The following is a 26,043-nucleotide window of genomic DNA, read 5'->3' as shown; positions in this document are numbered from 1 at the left end:
GAACGAGGCATAAAGGCCGGCCAGCGAAGCAGTTTAAAGGTGGGGGGCAACGGCTGCAAGACGCCGCAGCCCGTTGTCGGCTGCGGCGTTCGTCGGATCAGGCAATGCCCGAGAGATTGACGACTTTTTGCTGGATCAGCGTGGGTGCCGGCTTGCGGATCTGACGGTGCATGTTGTCCGCCAGTTCCAGCTGACGATTCAAGTCGGCGATGCTTTCTTCGAGGCGCTTGCGCTCGTCCTTCAGCGTGCGCTCATTGCGAACCGAGTCACGTACCCGACGGATCTGGTGCTCCAGCAGCTGCTTCTGTTCCATGGAGTACTGCATGATTGGCAGCAGGGCTTCCTGGGGCCAGCGTTCCACGTCCGCGCGGACGCGGGTGTGCAGGGTGCGGGCCTCGCTGACCATCACGTTGAAGAAACGGCGGATCAGCAGGGTTTGCTCGGTGAGCATGTTCTTGGGATTACGACGGAACCGGTCGGCCTTCTTGCGCAGCTCGCGCAGGGCAATGACGTGACGGCCGGCACGCAGCGGGATCGGCTCCAGGTGTCGGGCGCGGGTGTCCTCGTTGTAGCGGCGATAGATGGACGCCACCATCTTCTCCGCCAGGTGACCTTCGGCCAGCAGATTGCTGAAATCGTTTTCCAGCAACTCGAAGAAATGGTTCATGGCCCGGCTCATGCCCGCCGTCGTCCAGCTCTTGTTGAGCAGCTTGCGAATTTTTTCGACGTGGCCTTCGAAGCGGACTTCGGCCACCAGGTCTTTCAGCATATCGCCCTGGGACTGCATCAGGCGTCGGCTCGAGCGCAGGGTGATCAGCTTCTTGTAGTAGAAGTCGTAATCCTGTTGGGCCCGGTCGGCGAGGCGCTTGAGAGCGTCGCGATCCACGTGGGTCTCACCGCAGGCCGACAGTTCCTCGCGCAGGGCGTCGAGACGGTGCTGCATTGCCGCCTGACTGTTCTGGAGCATGCCCAGCAGGTCGTTGATCAGGCTCTGGGTGATCAGCTCTTCCTTGTGCATCAGGATGCGGTGGATGATGAGCTTTTCCAGTTCCGGCAGGGCGCTGCGCTCCAGCAGCTCCTCGTTACCCTGCACCCGGGCCAGCAGGCCCTGCTTGGCGGACACCGGGATCACATCGGCGGCGTGGATGTTCAGGTGGTCGGCGGTGTACTCCCGCACCCGGTCGATGGAGGCGGCGGTATGCTCGGGACCCTGCAGGTCGTCCCAGAGCACGTCGATCTTGTTGAGTACGGCGAAGCGGCCGGCGCGGTGATCGGCTTCTTCCGTTGTGATGTGTTCTTTCCAGACGGCCATGTCGCTGGCGGTGACGCCGGTATCGGCGCTGAGCAGGAAGATCACCGCGTGGGCGCTGGGCAGCATGCTGATGGTCAGTTCCGGCTCCGAGCCCAGGGCGTTCAGGCCCGGGGTATCGAGGATGCGCAGGCCGCGCTCGAACAGCGGGTGGCGAAAACTGATCTGCGCGTTGCGCCAGGCCGGCACCAGGACGTGGCCGGGGTTGTTGCGGTCGTTCTCCAGCATGCTTTCCTGGAAGCCGAGTTCGCGGGCTTCCGCCGGAGTGACGCTCTTCACCCGGGCCACTTCGGCCAACACTTCACGCATGACCGTCGGATCGCTGGCGTCCAGGTCGTAGCGCTGCCAGCGGTCGGTCCGCTTGCGCAGCTGCTGCAGTGACAGGTCTTCACGACGGGTCTCGATCGGCAGCAGGAGCAGGTAGTCCTTGCCCTCGGTGCGGTCGTAGAACAGCTCGGTCGGGCACATGGTGGTCCGGCCGGCCTGGGACGGCAGGATGCGCTGGCCGTACTCCGAGAAAAACAGGGCGTTGATGAGTTCAGTCTTGCCGCGGGAATATTCGCCGACGAAGGCAATGGTCAGCTCGTCCTCGATCAGCAGTTCCAGTCCCCGGCGTATCCGCTGGCTGACGTCTTCGGAGAACAGGTCGTTGTCCTGCAGCCAGAGGCGGTAGCGGGAGATCTGGCGGATCAGTTCCTTCTTCCAGGTGTGGTAGGCCTCCACCTGGTGGGTCAAGCTTCCAGTTGCATGCATGGGGCTAGCCTATTTACGCGTGTGCTGTTCTTCTCGGGTGTTCGCTCGTCAGCGAAACAGCCCCCGTTTTTTTGCCGGACGTCGGCGCACGAATCATTCCGGATATTGTAGCTATGGTAGGCCACCGGAAAAGGTCTCTCTGTGACGTATGACCGTCTCAAGCACCTGATTCCAGTCGGGTTATCGGCAGGCTTTGAAGAAACTTTGGAAAATCAGCCAACTGGCGATGCGTTTCGCCATGTATAGATTTGCGTCATTTTGTAAAAGTGAGGCCTGCGACCGGGTGGTCGCAGGCCTGGCGTGAGGTGGAAGGCTGTCGGGAATTACAGAGCGACGCCGATGTGCCCCAGGCCAACGCCGCGTGCCATGTACTCGATCACGATCGAAACCACGTTGAGAATCAGGAACACCACGATGGGTGACAGGTCCAGGCCACCGACGGCGGGCATCAGGTTGCGCACCGGGCGCATGACTGGCTCGGTCAGCTGGCCGATGAGCTGAATCGCCGGATGGGGGCTACCGGGCGCGATCCAGCTGATGATCACGATGGCCAGCACGGACCAGAAGTAGATCTTCACGATCAGGCCCAGCACCGTGACCACGGACCAGGCCACCAGCGTCAGCGGGTTGAAGGCCGGCACGCCGCCGCTGAGCGTGATCAGGATCAGGAAGAAGGTCAGCATCTGGATCAGGATCGCCAACACCAGAGCGGCACCGTCGACGCCGCCCCAGCCGGGAATCACCTTGCGCAACGGGCGCAGCGGCGGGTTGGTGGCCTTGACCACGAACTGGCTGATCGGATTGTAGAAATCCGCCCGTGCCAGCTGCAGGAGGAAACGCAGCAGGACAATGGTCAGGTAGAACGTGGAAATGATCTGTAACGTCGCAATCACAATCTGCGCCAGCATGTTGGGCTCCGTACTCGGGTTCGGCGTCAATAATGCGGTCGGTGTCCGGGTTTTTCTACCCTTTACTCATCATCTTTGGCGAGTTCGCGTGCCATTTCACCGGAACGGGTGTAGGCCGCGGTGCTGGCTTTGGTGACCAGTTCGCGCAGGCCGCCGTCCTCAAACGTCTTGATCGCCTGTTCGGTGGTGCCACCAGGGGACATGACATTGCGCTTGAGCTGGGCCGGTTCGTCGGGGCCGCGACCGGCCATTTCCGCCGCGCCGGCCATGGTCTGGATGGCCAGCTTGCGAGCTGTGGTGGCTTCCAGGCCGTTGGCCACGGCGGCCTCTTCCAGGGCTTCCAGCATCAGGAAGAAGTAGGCCGGTCCACTGCCGGAAAGGGCGGTGACGGCGTGCAGCAGGTCTTCCTGCTCGACCCAGACGGCCACGCCGATGCTTTCGAAAATCGCGCTCACGGCGTCCCGTTGTTCCTGCGCCACGTCATCGGTGGCGTAGAGGCCGGCCGATCCCTTGCCCACCAGCGACGGTGTGTTGGGCATGACACGGACCACGGGCAGTCCACCGCCCAACCATTTGTCGAGCGTAGCGCACTCCAGGCCGGCGGCGATGGAGACCATCAGCGGTCGCGTGTTCTGTACCACCGGAGCAATGTTCTGGCAGACCTGTCGCATGACCTGCGGTTTGACGGCCAGGACAATCAGGTCCGCCTGTTGCGCGCAATGGCGATTGTCGGTGGTCACGCTCACGCCAAAGCGGTTGCGGATGCTTTGCAGGTGACTGTCGTCCGGGGCGCTGACCCAGATGTTCTCCGCTTTGAAGCCGTTCTCGATCATGCCGCCGATGATGGCGCTTGCCATGTTGCCGGCACCGATGAATGCGATCGTCTGGGGTTTGCTCACGCTGGCACTCCGTCAGTCTGATGAAAGGGTTTGGAAAAATGATAACAGGTTCGTCAGGCCTCCCGCGCCCCGAACAGCGCGGTCCCGACTCGGACCAGAGTGGCGCCTTCGGCGATGGCCGTCTCCAGGTCGCCGCTCATGCCCATGGACAGCGTGTCGAGGCCTTGGGCTTCGGGATGCGTCTGGCGCAGTTGCGCCAGTGCATCCGCCAGGGCCTGGAAGCTCTGCCGCAGGTCGGATTCCGGCTGATCCGGATCGGGAATCGCCATCAGGCCCCGCAGGCACAGGTGGGGCAGCGTCAGCACCTCGGCGGCCAGCGCTGGAATGTCTGCCAGGGCCGCCCCCGACTTGGTGTCCTCGTTGTCGATATTCACCTGCAGGCAGATGTTCAGTGGCGCCAGGTTCGCCGGACGCTGATCGTTCAGGCGGCGGGCGATCTTGAGCCGGTCGACGCTGTGAACCCAGTCGAAGTGCGCCGCAATGTCGCGGGTCTTGTTGGACTGGATGGGACCGATGAAGTGCCATTCCAGAGTCGGTAGATCCGCCAGTGCCGACATCTTGTCCAGCGCTTCCTGGAGGTAGTTCTCGCCAAACGCGATCTGGCCGGCATCGGCCGCAACACGCAGATCTTCCGGGGGTTTGCGCTTGCTCACGGCAAGCAGTCGCACACTGTCAGCAGGCCGGTTTGCGGCCATTGTTGCTTTTTGTATGCGTCGGGTTACGACCCCCATATTGTCTGCTATGCTGCCCATTTGGAACCCTCTGGTCGAAACTGGCGTCCATTCTGGCTTGCTCCGTGCCGCGACACAAGGCGCAGACCGCCGGCCGGGAACCGGGTGTACGACCCCTGAAGAACAGATAGAACCAAGAAAGAGCCTTCCGAGGAATTCTGATGGATATTACTGAATTGCTGGCCTTTTCGGCGAAACAGGGCGCGTCCGACTTGCACCTGTCCGCCGGTCTGCCTCCCATGATCCGCGTTGACGGGGACGTGCGCCGGATCAACCTGCCTCCGATGGAGCACAAAGAAGTCCATTCGCTGATTTATGACATCATGAATGACAAGCAGCGGAAGGATTACGAAGAATTCCTCGAGACCGATTTCTCGTTTGAAGTGCCTGGGGTGGCCCGTTTCCGGGTCAATGCCTTCAACCAGAATCGCGGCTCCGGTGCCGTTTTCCGGACGATCCCTTCCAAGGTCCTGACCATGGAAGATCTGGGCATGGGGCAGGTGTTCAAGGACATCTCCTCCGTCCCGCGGGGCCTGGTGCTGGTGACGGGGCCGACCGGTTCCGGTAAGTCCACCACGCTGGCGGCCATGCTCGACTACATCAATGACAGCCGCTACGAGCACGTCCTCACCATCGAGGACCCCATCGAATTCGTGCACGAATCCAAGAAATGTCTGGTGAACCAGCGCGAAGTGCACCGGGACACCCTGGGCTTTAACGAAGCGCTGCGTTCGGCCCTGCGGGAAGACCCGGACATCATCTTGGTGGGTGAGCTGCGGGATTTGGAAACCATCCGTCTGGCGCTGACCGCCGCGGAAACCGGTCACCTGGTTTTTGGTACGTTGCACACCACCTCTGCCGCCAAAACCATCGACCGGATCGTCGACGTGTTCCCGGCGGAAGAGAAGTCGATGGTGCGCTCGATGCTTTCCGAATCCCTGCAAGCGGTTATCTCCCAGTCCCTGATGAAGAAAGTCGGCGGTGGCCGGATCGCCGCTCACGAGATCATGATCGGGACGTCCGCGATCCGGAACCTGATTCGCGAAGACAAAGTGGCCCAGATGTACTCGGCCATCCAGACCGGTGGTTCCCTGGGCATGCAGACCCTCGATCAGTGCCTGCATCGTATGCTGCAGAAAGGTCAGATCACCCGCGAAGCGGCCCGCGCGAAAGCCAAGATGCCGGACAACTTCTGATGTGACAGGCGCCGTGCCCAGCCTCGGCGTCGATAACATTCGGATCGGGAAGACACAGGTGAAACATGGAATTTGAAAAACTGCTGCGGTTGATGGTGGAGAAAGGCGGCTCGGACCTTTTTATCACGGCCGGCGTGCCGCCGAGCATGAAGGTCAACGGCAAGGTGCTGCCAGTGACCAAGAACGCGTTGACGCCGGAGCAGACCCGCGAGCTGGTCTACGGCGCGATGAACGACAAACAGCGTGCCGAGTTCGAGGAAACCCACGAGTGCAACTTCGCCATCAGTGCGCGGGGGATCGGGCGTTTCCGGGTCAGTGCTTTCTTTCAGCGTAACCTCTGCGGCATGGTGCTGCGGCGGATCGAAGTGAAGATTCCGCAGATCGACGACCTGTCCCTGCCGGACGTTATCAAGGATCTGGCAATGACCAAGCGGGGTCTGATCATCTTCGTGGGGGCCACCGGTACCGGTAAGTCCACCTCGCTGGCGGCCATGATCGGTCACCGCAACCGCAATTCCCGCGGGCACATCATTTCCATCGAGGATCCGATCGAATTCGTCCACCAGCATCAGGGCTGCATCGTCACCCAGCGCGAGGTGGGGATCGATACGGAGAACTTCGAAGTGGCCCTGAAGAATACCTTGCGTCAGGCACCGGACGTGATCCTGATCGGGGAGGTGCGGACCAAGCAGACCATGGAATACGCCGTCCAGTTCGCGGAAACCGGTCACCTGTGTCTGGCCACCCTGCACGCCAACAACGCCAACCAGGCGCTGGACCGGATTATCCAGTTCTTCAGTCCGGAACAGCAAAACCAGATCTGGATGGACCTGTCGTTGAACCTCAAGGCCATCATTGCCCAGCAACTGATCCCGACGCCGGACGGTAAGGGGCGCCGGGCGGTCATCGAGGTGCTGATCAACTCCCCGCTGGCCCAGGACCTGATCCGCAAAGGTGAGGTGCACAAGCTCAAGGAGCTGATGGCCAAATCCAACGAGTCCGGCATGCAGACCTTCGACCAGGCACTGTATAGACTCTATGCCGAAGGGGCGATTACCTATGAAGACGCCCTGGCACATGCCGATTCGGCCAACGATCTGCGCCTGATGATCAAGCTGGGGGCCGACGCCGCCGGTTCAGACAAGCTGTCATCCACCGTCGACAAGCTGTCGATCCAAGGCGATTAAACGGTATCGGGAGGGCTGTGGTCCTCCCGATATCTTTCCTGCCGTACGCCCTGAATCAGAACATGCCGCATCCAGCGGCACTGTTATTTCACTCAAGTTGTTGTTAAAGCTAATAAATGTTCTCGCGAATGGGTCGCCTTGGCATTTGAGGCCAATCCGGCCCGATGCGTATACTCGCGGCCTCGGTGATGTGTCCGGAGTGCACCGACGCTGTGGTAATCGCCCGCCCCGCAAGGGAAGCGGTGAGTTGAGGCATGGGTCGGTCCGGCCATTTCCAAGTCCACAGGCGGAGAGATAATAATCATGCGAAACAACAATACCCTGTCACGCGCCATTCTGGCGGCAACCCTATGCGGCCCCGGAGCGGTCATGGCCGGCGGCTTTGCACTGAATGAACAAAGCGCGAGCGCGATGGGTGTGGCCAATGCCGGTACGGCGGCCAACCCTGAAAACGCCACCACGGTGTTCTTCAACCCGGCCGGTATGAGTCAGCTGTCCGGTACCAATGTGTCCTTTGGTGCGGCTGTGCTGGATATCGATGCGGAAGTGAAGGATGGCCAGGCAAGCGCCACGAACAATGTCGGAGCGCCCGTCAGCGGTAGCGACGGCGGAGATATTGCCGATCCGGCCTACCTGCCCAACATCTTTGTCACCCATGAAGTGAACGACACGGTGGATGTCGGTATTGGCCTGCACGCCCCATACGGTCTGAAAGCCGACTACGACGATGATTTCGTCGGGCGCTATTTTGCCGACAAGACCGAGCTGACCGCCATTGCCCTGAGTCCGTCCATCGCCGTCAACAACGGTGAAGGCTTCTCCATGGGGATTGGCGTCAACATCATCTACGCCAAGGGCCGGCTGACCAAGTTCCAGGACTACAGCAACTATGGTCTGCCCCAGGAAGGCTACTTCGACACGGAAGGTGATGACATCGGCGCGACCATCAGCTTTGGTCTGTTGTACGAACTGACGGACCGCACCCAGATCGGTCTGTCCGGCCAGACCGGCACCACGCTGAATCTGGAAGGCGATTCCACGCTGACCAACTTCCCGCAGGTAACCGCCAGCGGCGTTAACCTGGTCACTGCGAAGGAAGATGCCAACGTCCCGTTGGAGATTCCCGAGAGCCTGACCTTCGGTATCCGCCACAAGCTGACCGATACCGTGACCCTGCTGGCAGGAGCCACCTGGGCCAAGTGGAGCCGTTTCGAGGCGCTCGATATCGAGAGTCGTGAAGACGGTGGCACCATCTCGGCGGTCGGTGGGCCGAAATACGGCGATAACAACCTGATCGGTCACGTGTCCGAGAACTGGAACGACACCTGGCAGGTCAACGTTGGTGGTATCTGGCAGGCCACGCCGGCCTGGGCCTTCAAGGCGGGCTACGCCTACGACGAATCTCCGGTGGATGACAACTACCGGACAGCACGTATCCCGTCGAACGACCGCCAGTGGCTGACCCTGGGCACCCAGTGGAACGATGCACAGAGTGGCTGGACGGTCGACGTGGCCGCCGGCGTCCTGCTGTTTGACGATGTGGACGTGAACGAGCAGGAATACACTGTGGACGACGAGCCGGTCGGCAACGGTGCGAGCTATTCCGCGACCTACGAGCTGAGCGCCTGGAGCGCCGGCGTACAGGTCAGCAAGGCGTTCTGATCCGTCCAGCCTGACAGGAAAGCGGGCCGCATGGCCCGCTTTCTTTCCTTTCTTCCTGCTTAACCCCTTCGCGCCTGACCGCTATACTCGGGGTCCTTTCGTTGTCCGGGTGAATCGTGCGGCTTTCAAGTCTCTGGCTACCAATCCTGCTGGCTTTCAATGTGGTGCTGTTCGGCCTCGCACTCGGCTGGGGATCGGCCAGTTTCAATCCGTTGGGCGTGATCGCCGGCGATGCTCCCCAATGGCAGACCGCCATTCTCTATGACCTTCGCCTCCCGAGAGCCGTGGCGGCCTTCGTGGTGGGCGGCATGCTGGCACTGGCCGGTGTGCTGATGCAGGTGCTGTTGCGCAATCCGCTGGCGGAGCCCTACGTGCTGGGCATTTCCGGCGGGGCCGCGGTCGCGGCACTCGGCGCCATTACGCTGGGGTTGCAAGCCTGGTGGGTGTCCGGGAGTGCATTCGTGGGCAGTCTGGCCAGCATGCTGCTGGTTTTCCTGCTGGGCGGCGGTCGCGGCTACGGTCGCGGCGATCGGCTCCTGCTCACCGGCGTGGTAATTGCCGCCGGCTGGGGAGCCTGCATCAGTCTGCTGCTGGTGCTCGGGCCGGATCAGTCCCTGCGGGGGATGCTGTTCTGGCTGATGGGGGATCTCTCCCGGCCGGTGGCGCCCTGGTGGGGGCTGCCGGTCCTGGCGCTGGCGCTATTGGCGGCCTGGATGATGGCGCCGGCGCTGGATCTGCTGGCCCGTGGCGATGACCAGGCGGCGGTGCTGGGCGTGGAAATTCATCGCCTGCGGGCGGTCTGCTATATCACCGCGTCATTTCTCACCGCCTGCGCCGTGACCCTGGCCGGGCCTATCGGCTTTGTCGGTCTGGTCGTGCCTCACCTCATGCGCCAGTGGTTGGGAGCCGGGCATCGGCGGCTGGTGCCTGCCAGTCTGTTGGCCGGCGGCGCACTGCTGATGCTGGCCGATACCTTCGCGCGGACCCTGATCGCGCCTCGGCAGTTGCCCGTGGGCGTACTGACGGCAGCGGTTGGCGTGCCGTTGTTCCTGTATCTCCTGCGACGCCGGGGAGACAGCTAGATGGCTTCTTTGCAGTTGGATGGTCTGGCCTTTGGGCGGGCCGGCAAAGCCCTGGCCCAGCCGTTGGATCTGCGAGCGGAAGCCGGCGAGGTCTGGGCGGTCCTGGGGGAGAACGGTGTCGGCAAGTCGTCACTGCTGCTGACCCTCGCAGGCCTGTTGCCGGCGGTCGCGGGCCGGGTCTGCGTTGACGGTGTGGATATCCGGCGTTGCCCGCGCAAGTTGCTGGCCCGCCGCATTGGCTTGTTGTTACAGCAGGCCCGGCTGGATTTTCCGTTTACGGTCACCGAAGCGGTCAGTGCCGGACGTTACGCCCATCGGCAGGGCTGGCAGGCACTCGGGGCCTCGGATACGCCGTTTATCGGGGCGGCGATCCAGGCGTGTGGCCTGGAGACAATGGCCGACGCACGAGTGGACCAGCTGTCCGGCGGCGAACAGCGGCGAGTGGCCCTGGCGACGTTGCTGGCCCAGGACCCCGGTGTGCTGCTGCTGGACGAGCCGGCCAATCACCTGGATCTGCGTCATCAGGCGCGTCTTATGGCGCAGGTCCAGACGCTGGCCCATGTTTCAGGCCGGCTGGTGTTCATGTCGGTGCACGACATCAATCTGGCCGCCCGCCACGCCGATCGCATCCTGCTGCTCTACCCCGATGGCGGTCACGACGCCGGTCCGGCATCGGCCATGTTGACCGAGGCGCACCTGGCCCGGGTCTTCAATCACCCGGTGGAGCAGGTCGGCGAGGGGGATCGGGCGCTCTGGGTTCCCCGATCGGCCTTGTGATCCTGGCGTTATAGCGCCGGCCGGTATCAGGCCGGCACTTCCACCTTGCGGCCGCGGTAGGTGATCGTCCGCGTCCGCCCGCTGTCCTCGGTTGCCTCTTTTTCAGCCGGAGGGGCCGGTTCGGCCAGTTCCTGTCCCCGGTACATCCGGCGCGGTGTGTCGTTGTCACCGGCGTCAGGCAAGTGTTGGCGAAGTTCGTTCCAGGTTCGGGTCAGGTGATTGGAGCGTGACTTTTCGGCGTAGTCCGCCAGGCGGTCTTCCAGGTGATCGTCGGTCAGGTGAAGCTTAACGCCGAATTCCGCCAGGATCAGCTTGCGGCACTGATGGACGAGCTTGAGCAGCCCGCGGTCCAGTAACCAACTGCGTTCTGGTGCTAGTGTCATCATGGTCGTTACCTCATTCAGTGGGTGCCCGGTTTATCGGCACCGTGGCCACTACATCGTGATCAGGATCGGAAGTGTCATGGACATCTCCCGTTTTCGACAATAGGACGCAAGCTAAAATTGTGCCGGAAACTAAACGATTGATTTAAAAGGGTCGTGATCAATCCATGAAGATGCAAAATGCACCGATATAACGCGGTGTTCTTTAAAGGTGCACGCCAATAGCGAAAGGCCTCGTGCCCGACATTGACCTGAGGAGGTTCTGGGCATAGAGTGCCCGCCAGAAAGATGACAGCGTTGTCATCAAGAATGATCAGCAGGCGGTGCTCGCACGGCGAGTGAAACGGGAACCTGGTGCAAACCCAGGGCTGCCCCCGCAACGGTAAATGGTAATGACAGGTACATGGCCACTGGATTCCGAGATCCGGGAAGGCGTACCTGATCTCCAGCCAGACTGGAATGCCATGAGCCCGGAGACCGGCCGTCTGCCCAGTGTGGCGCTTCCCGTGAAGCGCGGCACGTCGCATGCGGTGTAGCGGAGGGCTTCACCGGTGGTCCCTCCAGCTCCCTGTCTGTCGGAACCGCTCCCGCCCTCTTCTCACCGGGTACTCCTGTTTTCTGTTGAGGGCGCACACCCGTGAGAATGACTTCGAACCTGACCCTGGGCCTGATGGTGGGCTGTTTGGCCCCCGGTTTGTCGGCCGAAACCCTGAATCCCATCGTCGTCACGCCGACGCGGACAGCGCAGACCGTGGACGAGACCAACGCCTCGGTGACCGTGATCAGTCGCGAGGATATCGAGCGCAGTACCGCCACATCGGTGCAGGATGTCTTGCGCTCGGTGCCGGGGGTGTCCGTTACGGATACGGGGGGCGCCGGCAAACAGTCCAGCGTCTTTATCCGCGGCTCCAACTCCGATCATGTTCTGGTGCTGGTGGACGGCATGAAGGTGGGCGGTGCGACCGCCGGTACGGCGCAGTTGGAAAACATTCCGCTGGCCCTGGTGGACCACATCGAAGTGGTTCGCGGTCCGCGCTCCAGTCTGTATGGCTCGGAAGCCATTGGTGGCGTGATCCAGATCTTCACCCGCCGCGGCACGCTGGATCCCGAAGCCATCTCCGAAGTCAGTGCTGGCAACAACGGGACGGCACGGCTGACGCAACACTTCTCGGGTATGGCCGGCGACACACGCTACAGTCTGTCGGCCTCGATGTACGATACCGACGGGGTGGATTCCCAGCCGGCGAGCAATCAGCGGGACGACGACGGTTTCAATAGCAAGTCGGTCAGTGCCAGTCTGGATCAATCGCTGACCGAGGCACTCTCGGTCGGCCTCAACCTGATGCATGCCCAAGGGGAGAACGATTACGACAGCAGCTTCGGCACCCGCGACGAGCGCTACTGGAACGACTTTGTCCAGCAGTCCGGCCGGGTGTTTGCGGATTATTCGGTCTCCGACCGGGTCAGTCTGCACGCCCAGGTGGGCTTCGGTCGCGAGACCAATGAAAACCACATCAATCTGTCGCCATACTACGACTACGAGACGAAACGTCAGCAGTACCTGCTGCAAAGCGATATCGAGCTGACGGACTACCAGTTGCTGACGCTGGGCATCGAGCGCATCGATGAGTCGGTGGATGCCTCCACCGACTACACCGAGGATTCCCGTTATAACAACGCCGCCTTCGCCCAGTGGCAGACCCTGAATCAGCCGCTGCATGTGGAAGCCTCCGCCCGTTACGACGATAACGAAGCGTATGGCGAAGAAACCACCGGGGCACTGTCTGTGGGCTATATGCTGAGCGAAGTGGTCATGCCCTATGTGAGCTACGGAACGGGCTTCAAAGCTCCGAACTTCAACGATCTGTATTCACCGTTCGGAGCTAACCCGGATCTCAAGGCCGAGACCTCGGAAACCTATGAAGTGGGTATGAAGGGCAGTGCCGGGCGTCTGAGCTACGAACTGTCGTTCTATCGCACCAATTTCGACGACCTCGTGGTGTTGGATTCCCTGTATGTGCCCTACAACGTCGGGAAGGCTACGGCAAAGGGGAGTGAGCTCAGCCTGGCCTACACTGGCATTGGCTGGTCGCTGGAAGCCGGCGCCGGCTACACCCGGGCAACCGATGATGAGACCGGGAATCCGTTAGGGCGTCGCCCCAAGTGGAATGGCCGCCTGGCGGGCAGCCATACGTTCGGCCCGACCGAAGTCAACCTGGAACTGTTGGGGCGTACCGATTCCATCGATACTGCGGCGGGGGATGCGCACGTGCCCGGTTATGTGGTGGCCAACCTCAGCCTGGGCTATGCCGCGACCGAGGCGCTCAACCTGGGCCTGAAAATCAGCAACCTGCTGGATCAGGAAGCGGTCACGGCCTACGGCTACGCCGGGCAGACCCGCCAGGTGCTGGCGAGCCTGCGTTACACCTACTAACCCCGGTTTGAACAGGGGTGAGGCCTAGTGCGCCTCATCCCAGTTATCCCCGACGCCGGCTTCCACCAGTAGCGGCACTCTCAGTTCAACCGCATTGGACATGCGTTCGGTCAGACCCTGGGTGACCTTGTCCACGGCCGACGCCTTCACTTCCAGGATCAGTTCGTCGTGGACCTGCATGACCATGCGGGCGTCCTTCGCGTGTGCCTCCAGCAGCCAGTCCTCCACAGACACCATCGCCTTCTTGATGATATCGGCAGCCGTTCCCTGCATGGGCGCGTTAATGGCGGTGCGTTCGGCCGCCTGCTGCATCTGCTTGTTCTTGGCATTGATCTCCGGCAGATAGAGACGCCGGCCAAACAGCGTCTCCACGTAGCCCTGGTCGTGAGCCTGTTTGCGGATATCGTCCATGTACTGGCGCACGCCCGGGTAGCGGTGGAAATACAGGTCGATGTATTCCTGGGCCAGCTTGCGTTCGACGCCAAGCTGTCGGGACAGGCCAAAGGCGGACATGCCGTAGATCAGGCCGAAGTTGATCGCCTTGGCGCTGCGCCGCTGGTCCGAGGTGACGTTGTCGGTGGTGGTGCCGAACACCTCGGCGGCCGTGGCCTTGTGGATGTCCTTGCCGTCGGCAAAGGCTTTGAGCAGGCCTTCGTCACCGGACAGGTGGGCCATGATGCGCAGCTCGATCTGTGAGTAGTCGGCCGCGACCAGCTTGTAGCCGTCCGGCGCCACGAACGCCTGGCGGATGCGCCGGCCTTCCTCGGTGCGGATCGGGATGTTCTGCAGGTTGGGCTCCGACGACGACAGGCGACCGGTGGCCGCGACGGCCTGGTGATAGGACGTATGCACGCGACCCGTCCGCGGGCTGACCATTTCCGGGAGCCGGTCGGTGTAGGTGGACTTGAGTTTGCTCAGGCTGCGGTGCTCCAGGATCAGGTGCGGCAGCTTGTAGTCGTGGGCCAGCTCCTGCAGGACCGGCTCCGCGGTGGACGGCGCGCCCTTGGGCGTTTTCTTGACCACCGGCAGTCCCAGCTTCTCGTAGAAAATCGCCTGCAGCTGTTTGGGGGAACCCAGGTTGAAGGTTTCGCCGGCTTCCTCGTGGGCGGCCTTTTCCAGCTCGGCCATGCGTTCGGCGAGTTGTTGGCTGTGGCGTTTGAGGGTGGCGGTGTCGATCATCACGCCGCGCTGCTCCATGCGCGAGAGGACCGGCACCAGTGGCATGTCGATCTGCGTGTACACCTCTTCCAGGCGGCCTTCCTTCGCCAGGCGCGGTCGCAGGGTCTGGTGCAGTCGCAGGGTGATGTCGGCGTCTTCGGCCGCGTAGGGTCCGGCTTGTTCCAGATCAATCTGGTTGAAGGTCAGCTGTTTCGCGCCTTTGCCGGCAATGGACTCGAACGAGATCGTCGCCTCGCCCAGATACTTCAGGGCCAGGCTGTCCATGTCGTGGCGCGACGCGGTGGAGTTGAGGACGTAGGACTCCAGCATGGTGTCCTCGGCGATGCCCTCCAGCGTGATGTCGTGGTTGGCGAGCACGTTCTTGTCGTACTTGAGGTTCTGCCCGACCTTCTTCTGTTCGGGGTCTTCCAGTAGCGGCTTGAGCGCCCCCAGTACCGTGTCACGGGGCAGCTGATCGGGGGCGCCCATATAGTCGTGGCCAAACGGCACGTAGGCGGCTTCGCCCGGTTCGATGGCAAAGGAAACGCCGACCACTTCGGCGCTGCTGTAGTTCAGGCTGGTGGTCTCGGTGTCGAAAGCAAACAGGTCGGCTTGCTTCAGGCGCTTGACCCAATCGTCGAACTCACCCTGGTCGGTGATGACGCTGTAGCGTTTTTCCGGCGCGTCCGGCGTCGAGTCGTCGTCCACCGATTCCTCGCCATCGTCACTCAGCTCGGCGATCCAGGTCTTGAATTCGTACTCCTTGAACAGGGCCAGCAGCTTTTCGCGGTCGGCGTCGTCCGGCTTGACGTCCTGGATGCCGAATTCCAGATCCACATCGGTCTTGATTGTGGCCAGCTCCTTGCTCAGGGGCAGCTGATCGAGGGCGTTGCGCAGGTTCTCGCCGATCTTGCCCTTGATCTCGTCGGCGTGCTCGATCAGGTTGTCCAGGGTGTCATACTGCTGGAGCCATTTGACGGCGGTCTTGGGGCCGCACTTGTCAACGCCCGGAATGTTGTCCACCTTGTCGCCCACCAGGGCCAGGTAGTCGATGATCTGCTCCGGTGCGATGCCGAACTTATCGGCCACGCCATCCCGGTCCATGGCGGTTTCGGTCATGGTGTTGATCAGCGTGACGTGCTCGCTGACCAGCTGGGCCATGTCCTTGTCGCCGGTGGAAATCACCACGTCCACACCCTTGTCCGTGGCCTCGTAGGCCAGGGTGCCGATCACGTCGTCCGCCTCCACGTCGGGTACGATCAGCAGCGGCAGCCCCATGGCGCGGATGATCTCGTGGATCGGCGCGATCTGGGTGGCCAGGTCTTCCGGCATGGGCGGGCGATTGGCTTTGTAGTCTTCGTAGAGATCATGGCGGAACGTCTTGCCCTTGGCGTCGAAGACCACCACCACCTTGGAGCCGGGGAAATCCTGGTCGAGCCGGCGCAGCATGCTGATGACCCCCTTTATCGCGCCAGTGGGCTGGCCCTTGCTCGTGGTGAGGGGCGGCAGTGCGTGGAAGGCGCGGAACAGGTAGGAGGATCCGTCGACGAGAACGACTGGGGGCGTCTGTTTCTGGCTCATAGGTGCGGGATTCCGGAATCTGGTTGTGAAGATCGCTGTGTTGTGCAAATCTGCTGGGGGAGCCTTGATTTCAGGGCGCCCCAAGCGTCAAGCCGTTAAGGAACATAAGGTTAACATGAAAAAACCAATCGCCCTGCTGGTGGCCGCCATGGCCGCTGTATTGAGTGCCCAGGTCCAGGCCGAGGAAGAACAGCCGCAGCAACAGGCTCCGGTCCGGGCCTCGGAATACCAGCCTTCGGCGGATGCCCCGGAAGTGGTGATCCGGCCGGGGAAAGAAGCAACGTACTACGAGTACCGCGTTAACGGAGAGCTCAAGGAAATTCGTGTGAAGCCGAAAGTCGGACCGGTCTATTACCTGGTACCGGCCGATGGGGGCGGATTTATACGCCAGGATGGGTCGCAGCTGGTGGTTCCCAAGTGGATCCTCTTCCAGTGGTAGAAAAGCGGAAGACTCTCTGACGCCGAGTATCCCGACCGGTCGACGAACCGGTCGGGATAGGGCCTTTAGATGATATTGACCGCAATGACCTGTGACGGCTGGCTTTCCAGGCCATCGGTGTCGACGGTGGACACGGAAAACTCATAGGCTCCCGGCTCAAAACCTTTCAGCGGGAAGCTGGTTTCGTCTGAGCCGCTGACTTTGATGGATTGATACGCATCCTGGTACTTCAGCTTGTAGTAGATCCGATAGCCGCTGATCTCGCCCACGTAAAGCTTTGACCCGTCCGCACGTGTGGCTGGGGCAGCCCATTGCAGATTGGACGTCGCGGCTTCACGGGGTTTGCTCAGCGCGACCGCGTTGTCGGAGGTGTTCGACGATGATTTGTAAGCTGTATCCGAGGAAGATCCGCCACCCTTACAGCCGGAGAGAAACAGGGTCGCAAAAATGAAAGACAAAAAAAGGACGTGCCGAGGCCGGCTTGGCGTTGTGTAGTTCATTGATATACCTGACGTTTCTGGAGCCTTGATTGCGCTCCTTAGCTGATAGAACATGGCCCGCTTGGGCGAGCTCTCTTTCTAGGGACGACTCACTTTTCTGCGACGACGTCCTTCGTCGCTTAATGAAAATCCCCTCAAGAGGCACTGCGGAGAAGACTCCATCCTCGTACATCCGATCGCGGTCATTATGCGGATGGTCCCCGTCGTCTCAAGTGAACATTTTGTAGGTTTTTTGAACAGGCGTTCACTTTTCGCCGGAAGTTGTTTTTACGCCAGTTGGTTAGCGGCGGTCCTCCCATTCTTCGGCTTAGTATGATTATTCTAATTTTTGTGCGTACTGTCCGTGTTGTTAACGAAATTGGCCTGGCGGGATAACAACCCGCCGCCAGTCGCAACCAAGTCGTACAAGCAATGGAGAGGCACCAAGATGGGTAAACTGAAAAGTTACCAGGAACAGATCCAGGAGATCGTGGAAAAGGGCATCAACGCGGCTGAAGAGCGCCAGAAGAAGCTGGCTTCCAAGCCGTTCGAGTATGCCGAGAAGCTGGAAGCAGAAGCGCGCGAATACAGCGTGAAGTCGCTGCGCAAGCGTTATGACGATTACAGCGGCAGCCTGTTCACTCAGCTGCGCAGTCTGAACAGCCGTTTCGGCAGCTTTGCTGCGGATCTGGTCGCGAAGATCGAGAAGGAAACAGCCGAAGGCGCTGAGTCCGTATCCGAAGCGGCGGACGAGGTCTCCAACCAGGCCAAGGCGGTGAAGAAGTCCACCACCAGCACGGCCAAGAAGACCACGACCCGCAAGACCAGCACGGCCAAGAAATCCGCGACAGCCTCAGCCTGAGGTTGACGGATCGCTCTGTAAAAAAGGGTCGCTCAAGCGACCCTTTTTTGTGTCGGGTGGTTAGTCACCCGGTGACTGGGCGTCGGTGTTGGCCGCCGTGTCGCTTGGTGTGAGCTCCAGCGAGCGCTTCTCCCCGGTCAGCGTCTCGAGCCGCTCAATCTTGTTCTCGAAGGTGCGGCGGATCCGGTCGGTTTCCATGTTCTGTTGCCGGATTTCCTGCTCGATGTCCCGTTTCTGGGATTGCAGTCGTTCGATACGGGTGGTCAGGTTGTCCGGGACGTCCCGGCCGGCGCGCTCCAGATCGGCGGCCTTGCTCTGTTGTTCTTGCAGCTGACTGTCCAGGACAGCGATGTTACCGCGCTTGAGCTGAACCAGGCTCTGTAGCTCCTGCAGCTTGCGGCGCAGGGCGCGGACAGCGTCATCCGGATGGCTGTAGGTGCGCAGTAGCTGGGCGTCCGCTTCACGCTGGCTTTCGGCGCGTTGTTCCTGCTGCTGTTGTTTGGCGCGCTTGGCGATCTCCTCGTCGGTCGGTGCCGGATCGACGGTCTTTTCAACGCGGCCCTGGGAGTTGAGGATCTGATAGCCGCGCCTGGAAGCGTCGGAAGGAACGGTATTGCTGATCACGGTCCGCCCATTATCGTCTTTATAACGATACATGGTGCCCGCCTGGGCAGTCCCCAGGGCGGTACAAAGCAGGGCGGCAATCGCGAGTTGCGGAAGGTGTTTCATAAAGGCTTGATTCACCAGTTTACTGCGCCAGTATTCCACGGGATGTCCGCAGCATAACAGACCTGTCGGCAAGCATTGTAAAAAATGGTAGCTGACCGGTTTGCAACGCTTCCGGACGACACCCGGCCGCCATCATCAGATGCCGTACTGGTCCCGGTACTCGGCCACCTTCCGCGCGTTTTCCTGGAAGTCAGGCCGGTCGGCGAGATAGCGGATGACCTGATCCAGTTGAATGATGCTGACCACCGGCAGGTTGAATTCGGCTTCGACTTCCTGGATGGCCGAGAGCTCACCCTGGCCGCGTTCCTGCCGGTCGAGGGCGATCAGAACGCCTGCCGGTTCGGCACCGGCGTCACGGATGATGTCGATGGACTCGCGAATGGCGGTGCCGGCGGTGATCACGTCGTCGATAATCAGGACTTTGCCCTTTAATGGGGCGCCGACAATGTTGCCGCCCTCTCCGTGATCTTTTTTCTCTTTGCGGTTGAACGCATAGGGCCGGTCGTCGCCGGTTTCCGCCAGCGACATGGCCGCAGCGGCGGCCAACGGAATGCCCTTATAGGCAGGCCCGAAGAGAATGTCATAATTCAGGCCGCTATTTTGCAGGGCAGACGCATAGGCACGCCCGAGCTGAAGCAAATCCGACCCCGTATTGAACAGGCCAGCGTTGAAGAAGTAGGGACTCCTGCGTCCGGACTTGAGTGTGAAGTCCCCGAAACGGAGGACGTCACGGCGGATGGCAAATTCGATGAAATCGCGTTGATAGTCGTGCATGGCAAGCATTCTGGCGGGGTGGATTCTTTCAAAACGGCGTAAAAACGGTATCATACACACAAACGTTTCAGGGAACATCTATGCGGGTAGTATCAATCAGCGTCAACGGCCTCGCGCAGGCTATTGACCGGGGTTTCTTCGACTGGCTGGCGGGTCAGGATGCAGACGTGGTCTGCGTTCAGGATCACCGCATGCGGGTCTATGAATTTGATGATCCCCGTTACGTACCCGAAGGCTATGAAGCCTATTTTATTGATGGTGAGGAAACGGAATACGGCGGCGTCGGCATCTACACCCGCCATTTTCCCAAGGCTATTATTTATGGGTTCGCCAACGAAATGGCGGATCGGGAAGGTCGGTTTATCCAGGCGGATTTCGACAAGGTCAGCGTGGCCTGTGTCCTGGCGCCCAGTGCGCTGGGTCGGGAGGAAGAGCTGATCAGTGACGAGAACGACCTGACGGTGCTCGACCACAAGGACGACTTCATGGAAGCGTTCGGCCAGCACATGCAGAAAACCCTGCGCAAACGTCGGCAGTTTATCTTCTGCGCCAACCTGCAGACGGCGCATCACGTTACCGATACCAGCCCGCGCTATCACAAACTGGATGTGTCCGGTTTCCTGCCCCATGAGCGTGCATGGCTGGACCGTCTGTTTGACGAGATGGGCTGTGTCGATGCCTTCCGCGAAGTGAACAAGGAAGGGGATCAGTTCACCTGGTGGCCGGAGTGGGCCGAGGGCTGGCGTCAGCATGCCGGCTGGCGGACGGACTACCAACTGGCGACGCCGGGCATCCGCAAGACCATTACCGCGGGCTGGATCGACGACGAGACCCGGTTTTCCGACCACGCCCCGGTCATTATCGATTACGACATTGATATCGGGTTCTGAGGGATTCACTCCCATCGGGAACGGATACAAAAAAGGCCAGCGATTGCTGGCCTTTTTGCGTTCAGGGTTTTGGTTACCCTTCCAGCGCTGCCTTCTGCAGTTCGAACAGGTGCTCGATGCTCTGCTTGGCCAGGGCCAGCATGTTGTCCAGCTCGTCCCGATCGAACGGCGCGCCTTCGGCGGTACCCTGGATTTCAATGAAGCCGCCGCGGTCAGTCATGATGACATTCATGTCGGTTTCTGCGGTTGAGTCCTCCGCGTAGTCGAGGTCCGCCACCGGCGTGCCGTCAAAGACGCCGACGGAAATCGCGCCCACCATCTGCACCAGCGGCGAGGCTTTCAGGCGACCCTTTTCCACGAGGTGGTTCAGTGCATCGACCAGGGCTACGCAGCCGCCGGTGATCGCCGCGGTGCGAGTGCCGCCATCGGCCTGGATCACATCACAGTCGATGGTAATGGTGTGCTCGCCCAGCTTGCTCAGGTCAACGGCGGCGCGCAGGGAGCGGCCGATCAGACGCTGGATCTCGACCGTGCGTCCACCCTGTTTGCCGCGGGCGGCTTCCCGACCCATGCGGCTGCCGGTGGAGCGGGGCAGCATGCCGTATTCGGCCGTAATCCAGCCTTTGCCGGCGCCTTTGAGGAAGCGGGGCACGTTGTTCTCGACCGAGGCCGTGCAGATCAGTTTGGTGTCACCGAACTCGATCAGGACCGAACCTTCCGCATGCTTGGTGTAGTTGCGGGTGATTCGGATGTCGCGCGTCTGTTCAGGGGATCGTCCACTGGGTCGCATACCGATTCCTGTGTTGGTTGAATGAAAGGATCTGGCCCGGACAGGGCGTTTGTGCCAGTTGTCGGGCATTTGAGAAGCCGGTCAGTGTACCATGACGAGGGCGTCGTCGCAGAGCGTTCGCGGTTGCTGCGAACAGGCTGCTAGAATACATCAACGTCAACGACAGTCCGGAGTTTTCATGATCCGAAGCATGACCGCCTTTGCGCGCAAAGACACCGAGGGAGAGTGGGGCTCGCTGACCTGCGAAATGCGGGCCGTGAACCATCGCTACCTGGAGCCCTCGTTCCGGCTGCCGGAAACTCTGCGGGAACTGGAGAACGGTTTTCGCGAATCCTTGCGACAGCGCCTCGGCCGCGGCAAGGTCGAGATTGGCATGCGCCTGCAGCTGGCCGAGAACGTCGCCGGCGGGCTCGAAGTCAACCTGCCGCTGGCCGAGGAAGTCAACGAAGCGGCCAACCAGATCAATCGGATCCTGGATAACCCGGCCCACATCAACGCGCTCGATATCCTCCGCTGGCCGGGCGTGCTGGAGTCGGCGCAGCAGGACATGGCGCCGGTGAAGACGGCAGCCAAGGCCCTGTTTGAGGAGACCGTCAACGAACTGGTCTCGGTCCGCGAACGCGAGGGCGAGCGCCTGCAGCCGCTGTTCGACAACCGCCTCACCGAGATGTCGGAGTCGGTGGCGGTCGTGCGTCAACGGATGCCGGAACTGCTGGAGCAGCAGGCTCAGAATCTGAAGGATCGCTTTGCGGCGGCGCAGGTGGAGCTCGATCCCGATCGCCTGTCCCAGGAAATGGTGATGCTGGCGCAGAAGTCCGACGTGGCGGAGGAGTTGGATCGCCTCGATGCCCACGTCAGCGAAGTACGCGACACCCTCAAGTCAAGCAAGCCCATCGGTCGTCGGCTCGACTTCCTGATGCAGGAGCTCAACCGGGAAGCCAATACCCTGAGCAGCAAGTCCATCGATGCCGATGTCACCCGTATCGCCGTCAACCTGAAGGTCCTGATCGAACAGATGCGGGAGCAGGTCCAGAACGTCGAATAGGGCGCGTGGTCCGTCAAAGGTGTCGAAGATCGTCAATCTCCGTATAATGCGGCGCCTCTCGTTATTCTTATTCAGTTATCTTGATTGCCGGAGTTGTATGCCATGAGCCAGGCTGCGGAAAAAGGCACCCTTTATGTGATTTCGGCACCGTCTGGTGCCGGCAAGACCAGTCTGGTGGCGGAGATGCTGACCCGGGACGCACGGCTGCGCGTCTCCGTGTCCCACACCACTCGCCCCATGCGGGAAGGCGAGCAGGATGGCGTGAATTACCATTTCGTCGGCCGGGACGAGTTCGAGTCGATGATCGGCCGCGACGAGTTTCTTGAGCACGCCAACGTGTTCGGTAATTACTACGGCACCTCCCAGGTCTGGGTCGAGGAGACCCTGTCGAAAGGTGAAGACGTTATCCTGGAAATCGACTGGCAGGGCGCCGTTCAGGTTCGCCGACTGCTACCGGATTGCGTCAGCATCTTTATCGTTCCACCGTCACCGGAAACACTGCGCCAGCGCCTGACCGGCCGCGGCCAGGATGCACCGGAAGTGATCGAGCGCCGCCTGCAGGAGGCGGCTGACGAGTGCAGCCACGCTTTGGAGTTCGACTATCTCGTGGTCAACGATGACTTCGAGGTGGCACTTGAGGAACTGCTGTCGATCGTCCGAACCCAGCGGCTGCGCGTCGAGGCCCAGGAACAGCGCCACGCGGACCTGCTGGCCGACCTGGTGGCCGGTGGTTCGGCGTATACAAATTGAGCATTTCCGTTTATACTGCGCGGTCTGCCTGAGGGCGGCTCCGGACGGCGCGACCCGTGATAACCGGGCCGGGGCAACTGTTATCCAATCACATTATTTTCGTTTTCGGGGAATTTATGGCACGAGTCACTGTTGAAGACTGTCTGGATCACGTCGATAACCGCTTTGAACTGGTTATGCTGGCAAGCAAACGGGCTCGTCAGATCGCCACCAAGGGCCATGAGCCGATGGTGCCGGAAGAAAACGACAAGCCGACGGTTCTCGCCCTGCGCGAAATTGCGGAAGGCAAGGTGGACAAGGCGCTCGTCGAGCAGGACGACGAAGAGTAAGTCCTCAGTCGCATTGAAATCTGCGCCGCTGCTCTTATAGTAGAGGCTACAGGGTCGTTATAAGTGAACGGTCCTGGCAGGGCAACGGAAGACCCGGGTGTAATGCATTCGGGTTTTTTTGTCGGAGTTTCATGCGGAATCGGCCGGTTCGAACAACGGGCATTCCCCTAACGTCTCTGGAGGCGCAGTGTCAGCAGGGGCTACGGCGATGACATCCGTCGATACGCTGGCGGATCAGCTGAGTACCTACCTCGATACACCTCGCATCAATCAGGTGCGAAGGGCCTACTATTACGCCGAACAAGCCCACGAGGGCCAGATGCGTCGTTCGGGTGAGCCCTACATCACCCATCCGCTCGCCGTTGCCAATATCCTCGCGGACATGAAGCTCGATCACCAGAGCCTGATGGCCGCCATGCTGCACGACGTGATCGAAGACACCGGTATTCCCAAGGATGCGCTTTCCGAACAGTTCGGCGAAGCCGTCGCGGATCTGGTGGATGGCGTTTCCAAGCTGACCCAGATCGAATTCCGTTCCCGCGCCGAAGCCCAGGCCGAAAACTTCCAGAAGATGACCCTCGCCATGGCCCGGGATATCCGGGTGATCCTGGTGAAGCTGGCTGACCGGCTGCACAACATGCGCACCCTCGGCCACATGTCGTTCGAGAAACGCCGGCGTATTGCCACCGAAACCCTGGACATCTACGCGCCGATCGCCAACCGGCTGGGCATGCACAGTCTGTGTACCGAGCTTGAGGATCTGGGCTTCTCGTTCCTGTATCCGATGCGTTCGCGCTACATTTCCAAGGCCGTGGAAACACTACGCGGCAGTCACCGGGAAATCATCGACGAGATTCGCGGGCGACTGGAGGAAAAGCTCAACGAGCGTGGGCTACCCGGACGCATCATGGGTCGTGAGAAGCACCTGAACAGCATCTACAACAAGATGAAGTTCAAGCACAAATCCTTCCATGAAATCATGGATGTCTACGCCTTCCGCATCATCACCGACACCACTGACGACTGTTACCGCATCCTCGGCGCCGTTCACAGCCTCTACAAACCGCTTCCCGGACGCTTCAAGGACTACATTGCCATGCCCAAGGCCAATGGCTATCAGTCCCTGCACACCACGTTATTCGGGATGCATGTGAACATCGAGATCCAGATCCGCACCGAGGAGATGGAGCACATCGCCAATAACGGGATCGCCGCCCACTGGCTCTACAAGAACGACAATTCGTCGGTGTTGGAAGTCAGCCAGCGCCGGGTGGATCGTTGGGTCAAGGGCCTGATGGAGATGCGCGAGCGTACCGATGACTCGCTGGAATTCATCGAGAACGTCAAGGTCGACCTGTTTCCGGACGAAATCTACGTCTTCACGCCCAAGGGCAAGATCCTTGAGCTGCCGGCCGGCGCCACGCCGATCGATTTTGCCTACGCCATCCACACCGATATCGGTAACGCTTGCGTGGCCTGTCGCATCAATCGCAACCTGGGCTCCCTGAGCCAGCCGCTGCAGAGCGGTCAGACGGTGGAAGTCATCACCGCACCGGGTGCGCGGCCCAATCCGGCGTGGCTTGGTTTTGTGGTGACCGGCAAGGCGCGCAGCAGCATTCGGCATTTCCTGAAATACCAGAAGAAGGCCGAGTCGCTGGAACTGGGCAAGACCCTGCTCAAGAAATCCCTGGCCGGCTTTGGTCACAAACTCGGCGATATCGGCGACGACCAGCGTCAGCGGGTCTGCGACCACAACCAGGCGTCCAGCTTTGACGATCTGCTCAGCGACATTGGCCTGGGCAATCGCATGGCCTATATCGTCGCCCGCCAACTGGTGTCCGGCACCGGCGAAGGGGCGCAGGACAGCGTTTCGGCTTCCGATCAGGGCATCGTCAGCCTGCAGCCCGACGATCATGGGCGAGGCACGATCACCATTCGCGGCACCGAGGGCATGGTTATTCGCTTTGCCAGCTGCTGCAAACCGATTCCGGGCGACCCTGTGGTGGGTGTGATGGAATCCGGCACCGGCATGGTGATCCACAGCGATACCTGCCGCAAGCTGCCCGAGAAGGGCGCCGACAGTTCTCCGCTGACCCACCTGAAATGGGCCAAGGACATCACCGATGAGTTCTCGGTGGAGCTGCGCGTGGAGCTGGAGCGCCAGCGGGGCGTGATTGCCGAGTTGGCCAGCGCGGTGTCCATGGCGGATGGCAATATCGAGCGCATCAACGTGGAAGAGCAGAATGCGCGGCTGAGCGTCGTCAGTCTGGTGGTTCACGTCAACGGCCGCCGGCACCTGGCCCGGATCATGCGCCGGGTGCGCAACATCCGCGCGGTGACCCATATCGGCCGGGTTCGCCACTGATTCCCCGGCCCCTTATCCTGACGGTTTCGCCGTGTTCACCGAAAACCCGTTACCGGTTGACAGGGACCGCGGATCCCGGTGAGGATCACTCCTTTTCCTTTGGCAAGCCCCGTTCGCCCGGGGCGATTGAGGCAAGAAAGCGATGACCAACAAATCCGTAATTCAGACAGAAAACGCACCGGAAGCCATCGGTACCTATTCCCAGGCGGTCAAGGCAGGTGACACCGTCTACCTGTCCGGCCAGATCCCGTTGGACCCGGCCACCATGGACGTGGTCAGCGGCGACATCAGTGTCAGCATCCGCCGCGTCTTCGACAACCTGGCGGCGGTCTGCGAAGCCTCCGGCGGCAAGTTGCAGGATATCGTCAAGCTCAATATCTACCTGACGGATCTGGGTAACTTCGCCACCGTCAACGAAATCATGGCGACCTATTTCCAGGAGCCGTATCCGGCTCGCGCAGCCATTGGGGTAGCAGCCCTGCCCAAGGGCGTGCCGGTGGAGATGGACGCGGTCATGGTCCTGAGCTGATC

The 26,043-nt window shown here is 60.9% G+C and carries 24 protein-coding genes and 1 riboswitch; of the genes, 14 read left to right on the top strand and 10 right to left on the bottom strand.

Translation table 11 applies throughout. The features are described from left to right. Positions 1 to 97: 97 nt before the first annotated feature. The 4 genes from J3364_RS16255 to J3364_RS16240 form a co-directional block, all read right to left on the bottom strand. The gene (locus tag J3364_RS16255; RefSeq protein WP_349559304.1) at positions 98 to 2,062 is read right to left on the bottom strand and encodes a dynamin family protein; all 1,965 of its coding nucleotides are present in this window, start codon (positions 2,060 to 2,062) and stop codon (positions 98 to 100) included. Between the two features lie 323 nt (positions 2,063 to 2,385). After that, the gene (locus J3364_RS16250) at positions 2,386 to 2,970 is read right to left on the bottom strand and encodes a YggT family protein (protein ID WP_123636409.1); all 585 of its coding nucleotides are present in this window, start codon (positions 2,968 to 2,970) and stop codon (positions 2,386 to 2,388) included. A gap of 62 nt (positions 2,971 to 3,032) precedes the next feature. Next, positions 3,033 to 3,869 (bottom strand): pyrroline-5-carboxylate reductase, encoded by an 837-nt coding sequence (gene proC / locus J3364_RS16245; RefSeq protein WP_349559303.1) that lies wholly within the window; start codon positions 3,867 to 3,869, stop codon positions 3,033 to 3,035. 53 nt (positions 3,870 to 3,922) lie between these two features. Beyond that, a complete protein-coding gene (locus J3364_RS16240; RefSeq protein ID WP_349559302.1) occupies positions 3,923 to 4,621 on the bottom strand; it encodes a YggS family pyridoxal phosphate-dependent enzyme in 699 nt (232 codons plus the stop codon). Between the two features lie 140 nt (positions 4,622 to 4,761). On the opposite strand from J3364_RS16240, the gene J3364_RS16235 reads away from it, so the two are divergent. From J3364_RS16235 to J3364_RS16215, 5 genes are all read left to right on the top strand, one after another. Next, positions 4,762 to 5,796: a type IV pilus twitching motility protein PilT gene (locus tag J3364_RS16235; protein ID WP_123636412.1), complete on the top strand. Its 1,035-nt coding sequence runs from the start codon at positions 4,762 to 4,764 to the stop codon at positions 5,794 to 5,796. A gap of 65 nt (positions 5,797 to 5,861) precedes the next feature. After that, entirely contained in the window at positions 5,862 to 6,983 is a 1,122-nt protein-coding gene (locus J3364_RS16230; protein ID WP_349559301.1) for a PilT/PilU family type 4a pilus ATPase, read from the top strand. A gap of 303 nt (positions 6,984 to 7,286) precedes the next feature. Beyond that, on the top strand, positions 7,287 to 8,645 hold the full coding sequence (locus tag J3364_RS16225; RefSeq protein WP_349559300.1) for an OmpP1/FadL family transporter: 1,359 nt from the start codon (positions 7,287 to 7,289) through the stop codon (positions 8,643 to 8,645). 116 nt (positions 8,646 to 8,761) lie between these two features. Beyond that, a complete protein-coding gene (locus J3364_RS16220; protein ID WP_349559299.1) occupies positions 8,762 to 9,727 on the top strand; it encodes a FecCD family ABC transporter permease in 966 nt (321 codons plus the stop codon). Then, entirely contained in the window at positions 9,728 to 10,504 is a 777-nt protein-coding gene (locus tag J3364_RS16215; RefSeq protein WP_349559298.1) for an ABC transporter ATP-binding protein, read from the top strand. A 26-nt stretch (positions 10,505 to 10,530) separates the two neighbouring features. Here J3364_RS16215 and J3364_RS16210 read toward each other — a convergent pair whose 3' ends face one another. Continuing rightward, a complete protein-coding gene (locus J3364_RS16210) occupies positions 10,531 to 10,890 on the bottom strand; it encodes a hypothetical protein (RefSeq protein WP_349559297.1) in 360 nt (119 codons plus the stop codon). Positions 10,891 to 11,191: 301 nt separating this feature from the next. After that, positions 11,192 to 11,387, top strand: a riboswitch (cobalamin riboswitch). A gap of 143 nt (positions 11,388 to 11,530) precedes the next feature. Here J3364_RS16210 and J3364_RS16205 point away from each other — a divergent pair. Then, complete coding sequence (locus tag J3364_RS16205) at positions 11,531 to 13,321, top strand: TonB-dependent receptor domain-containing protein (protein ID WP_349559373.1); 1,791 nt, start codon at positions 11,531 to 11,533, stop codon at positions 13,319 to 13,321. Between the two features lie 24 nt (positions 13,322 to 13,345). On the opposite strand, the gene polA is transcribed toward J3364_RS16205, so the two are convergent. Next, positions 13,346 to 16,060, bottom strand: a complete 2,715-nt coding sequence (gene polA, locus J3364_RS16200; protein ID WP_349559296.1) for a DNA polymerase I — start codon at positions 16,058 to 16,060, stop codon at positions 13,346 to 13,348. 115 nt (positions 16,061 to 16,175) lie between these two features. Between polA and J3364_RS16195 the strand changes: the two genes are divergently transcribed. Beyond that, entirely contained in the window at positions 16,176 to 16,499 is a 324-nt protein-coding gene (locus J3364_RS16195) for a DUF2782 domain-containing protein (RefSeq protein ID WP_123636700.1), read from the top strand. Between the two features lie 65 nt (positions 16,500 to 16,564). Here the strand turns inward: J3364_RS16195 and J3364_RS16190 are convergent, their stop codons facing one another. Beyond that, positions 16,565 to 16,999: a fibronectin type III domain-containing protein gene (locus J3364_RS16190; protein WP_349559295.1), complete on the bottom strand. Its 435-nt coding sequence runs from the start codon at positions 16,997 to 16,999 to the stop codon at positions 16,565 to 16,567. A 427-nt stretch (positions 17,000 to 17,426) separates the two neighbouring features. Between J3364_RS16190 and J3364_RS16185 the strand changes: the two genes are divergently transcribed. Continuing rightward, entirely contained in the window at positions 17,427 to 17,840 is a 414-nt protein-coding gene (locus J3364_RS16185) for a hypothetical protein (RefSeq protein WP_349559294.1), read from the top strand. A gap of 60 nt (positions 17,841 to 17,900) precedes the next feature. On the opposite strand, the gene J3364_RS16180 is transcribed toward J3364_RS16185, so the two are convergent. Then, a complete protein-coding gene (locus J3364_RS16180; RefSeq protein ID WP_349559293.1) occupies positions 17,901 to 18,569 on the bottom strand; it encodes a DUF4124 domain-containing protein in 669 nt (222 codons plus the stop codon). Between the two features lie 135 nt (positions 18,570 to 18,704). After that, entirely contained in the window at positions 18,705 to 19,343 is a 639-nt protein-coding gene (pyrE, locus tag J3364_RS16175; protein ID WP_349559292.1) for an orotate phosphoribosyltransferase, read from the bottom strand. A gap of 80 nt (positions 19,344 to 19,423) precedes the next feature. Here pyrE and J3364_RS16170 point away from each other — a divergent pair, with 80 nt between their 5' ends. Beyond that, entirely contained in the window at positions 19,424 to 20,233 is an 810-nt protein-coding gene (locus tag J3364_RS16170; protein ID WP_203143533.1) for an exodeoxyribonuclease III, read from the top strand. 73 nt (positions 20,234 to 20,306) lie between these two features. Here J3364_RS16170 and rph read toward each other — a convergent pair whose 3' ends face one another. Then, on the bottom strand, positions 20,307 to 21,023 hold the full coding sequence (gene rph, locus J3364_RS16165; RefSeq protein ID WP_349559291.1) for a ribonuclease PH: 717 nt from the start codon (positions 21,021 to 21,023) through the stop codon (positions 20,307 to 20,309). 178 nt (positions 21,024 to 21,201) lie between these two features. On the opposite strand from rph, the gene J3364_RS16160 reads away from it, so the two are divergent. From J3364_RS16160 to ridA, 5 genes are all read left to right on the top strand, one after another. Next, positions 21,202 to 22,068, top strand: a complete 867-nt coding sequence (locus tag J3364_RS16160) for a YicC/YloC family endoribonuclease (RefSeq protein WP_349559290.1) — start codon at positions 21,202 to 21,204, stop codon at positions 22,066 to 22,068. Between the two features lie 102 nt (positions 22,069 to 22,170). Beyond that, complete coding sequence (gmk, locus tag J3364_RS16155) at positions 22,171 to 22,818, top strand: guanylate kinase (protein WP_349559289.1); 648 nt, start codon at positions 22,171 to 22,173, stop codon at positions 22,816 to 22,818. A gap of 116 nt (positions 22,819 to 22,934) precedes the next feature. Continuing rightward, a complete protein-coding gene (rpoZ, locus tag J3364_RS16150; protein WP_123636709.1) occupies positions 22,935 to 23,147 on the top strand; it encodes a DNA-directed RNA polymerase subunit omega in 213 nt (70 codons plus the stop codon). A gap of 208 nt (positions 23,148 to 23,355) precedes the next feature. Then, positions 23,356 to 25,512 carry a RelA/SpoT family protein gene (locus J3364_RS16145; RefSeq protein ID WP_349559288.1) on the top strand — a complete coding sequence of 719 codons (2,157 nt, stop codon included), beginning with the start codon at positions 23,356 to 23,358 and terminating at the stop codon, positions 25,510 to 25,512. Positions 25,513 to 25,654: 142 nt separating this feature from the next. Further along, entirely contained in the window at positions 25,655 to 26,041 is a 387-nt protein-coding gene (gene ridA / locus J3364_RS16140; protein ID WP_131482972.1) for a deaminase RidA, read from the top strand. The last annotated feature ends 2 nt before the right edge of the window (positions 26,042 to 26,043 follow it).

Origin of the sequence: Marinobacter sp. NFXS9 (assembly GCF_040148665.1) — a bacterium.
Classification (GTDB): Bacteria; Pseudomonadota; Gammaproteobacteria; order Pseudomonadales; family Oleiphilaceae; genus Marinobacter_A; species Marinobacter_A mangrovi.
This window is presented reverse-complemented; position numbering and strand designations above follow the sequence as displayed.

Excerpts from the sequence above, each read along its gene's own strand:
- J3364_RS16145 (WP_349559288.1), top strand. The coding sequence starts at position 23,356 with ATGACATCCGTCGATACGCTGGCGGATCAGCTGAGTACCTACCTCGAT.
- J3364_RS16170 (WP_203143533.1), top strand. The coding sequence starts at position 19,424 with ATGCGGGTAGTATCAATCAGCGTCAACGGCCTCGCGCAGGCTATTGAC.
- J3364_RS16195 (WP_123636700.1), top strand. The coding sequence starts at position 16,176 with ATGAAAAAACCAATCGCCCTGCTGGTGGCCGCCATGGCCGCTGTATTG.
- J3364_RS16185 (WP_349559294.1), top strand. The coding sequence starts at position 17,427 with ATGGGTAAACTGAAAAGTTACCAGGAACAGATCCAGGAGATCGTGGAA.
- gmk (WP_349559289.1), top strand. The coding sequence starts at position 22,171 with ATGAGCCAGGCTGCGGAAAAAGGCACCCTTTATGTGATTTCGGCACCG.
- J3364_RS16210 (WP_349559297.1), bottom strand. The coding sequence starts at position 10,890 with ATGATGACACTAGCACCAGAACGCAGTTGGTTACTGGACCGCGGGCTG.
- J3364_RS16230 (WP_349559301.1), top strand. The coding sequence starts at position 5,862 with ATGGAATTTGAAAAACTGCTGCGGTTGATGGTGGAGAAAGGCGGCTCG.
- rpoZ (WP_123636709.1), top strand. The coding sequence starts at position 22,935 with ATGGCACGAGTCACTGTTGAAGACTGTCTGGATCACGTCGATAACCGC.
- J3364_RS16180 (WP_349559293.1), bottom strand. The coding sequence starts at position 18,569 with ATGAAACACCTTCCGCAACTCGCGATTGCCGCCCTGCTTTGTACCGCC.
- J3364_RS16250 (WP_123636409.1), bottom strand. The coding sequence starts at position 2,970 with ATGCTGGCGCAGATTGTGATTGCGACGTTACAGATCATTTCCACGTTC.
- J3364_RS16205 (WP_349559373.1), top strand. The coding sequence starts at position 11,531 with ATGACTTCGAACCTGACCCTGGGCCTGATGGTGGGCTGTTTGGCCCCC.
- pyrE (WP_349559292.1), bottom strand. The coding sequence starts at position 19,343 with ATGCACGACTATCAACGCGATTTCATCGAATTTGCCATCCGCCGTGAC.
- J3364_RS16225 (WP_349559300.1), top strand. The coding sequence starts at position 7,287 with ATGCGAAACAACAATACCCTGTCACGCGCCATTCTGGCGGCAACCCTA.
- J3364_RS16255 (WP_349559304.1), bottom strand. The coding sequence starts at position 2,062 with ATGCATGCAACTGGAAGCTTGACCCACCAGGTGGAGGCCTACCACACC.
- polA (WP_349559296.1), bottom strand. The coding sequence starts at position 16,060 with ATGAGCCAGAAACAGACGCCCCCAGTCGTTCTCGTCGACGGATCCTCC.
- J3364_RS16240 (WP_349559302.1), bottom strand. The coding sequence starts at position 4,621 with ATGGGCAGCATAGCAGACAATATGGGGGTCGTAACCCGACGCATACAA.
- J3364_RS16160 (WP_349559290.1), top strand. The coding sequence starts at position 21,202 with ATGATCCGAAGCATGACCGCCTTTGCGCGCAAAGACACCGAGGGAGAG.
- J3364_RS16190 (WP_349559295.1), bottom strand. The coding sequence starts at position 16,999 with ATGAACTACACAACGCCAAGCCGGCCTCGGCACGTCCTTTTTTTGTCT.
- rph (WP_349559291.1), bottom strand. The coding sequence starts at position 21,023 with ATGCGACCCAGTGGACGATCCCCTGAACAGACGCGCGACATCCGAATC.
- J3364_RS16215 (WP_349559298.1), top strand. The coding sequence starts at position 9,728 with ATGGCTTCTTTGCAGTTGGATGGTCTGGCCTTTGGGCGGGCCGGCAAA.
- J3364_RS16235 (WP_123636412.1), top strand. The coding sequence starts at position 4,762 with ATGGATATTACTGAATTGCTGGCCTTTTCGGCGAAACAGGGCGCGTCC.
- ridA (WP_131482972.1), top strand. The coding sequence starts at position 25,655 with ATGACCAACAAATCCGTAATTCAGACAGAAAACGCACCGGAAGCCATC.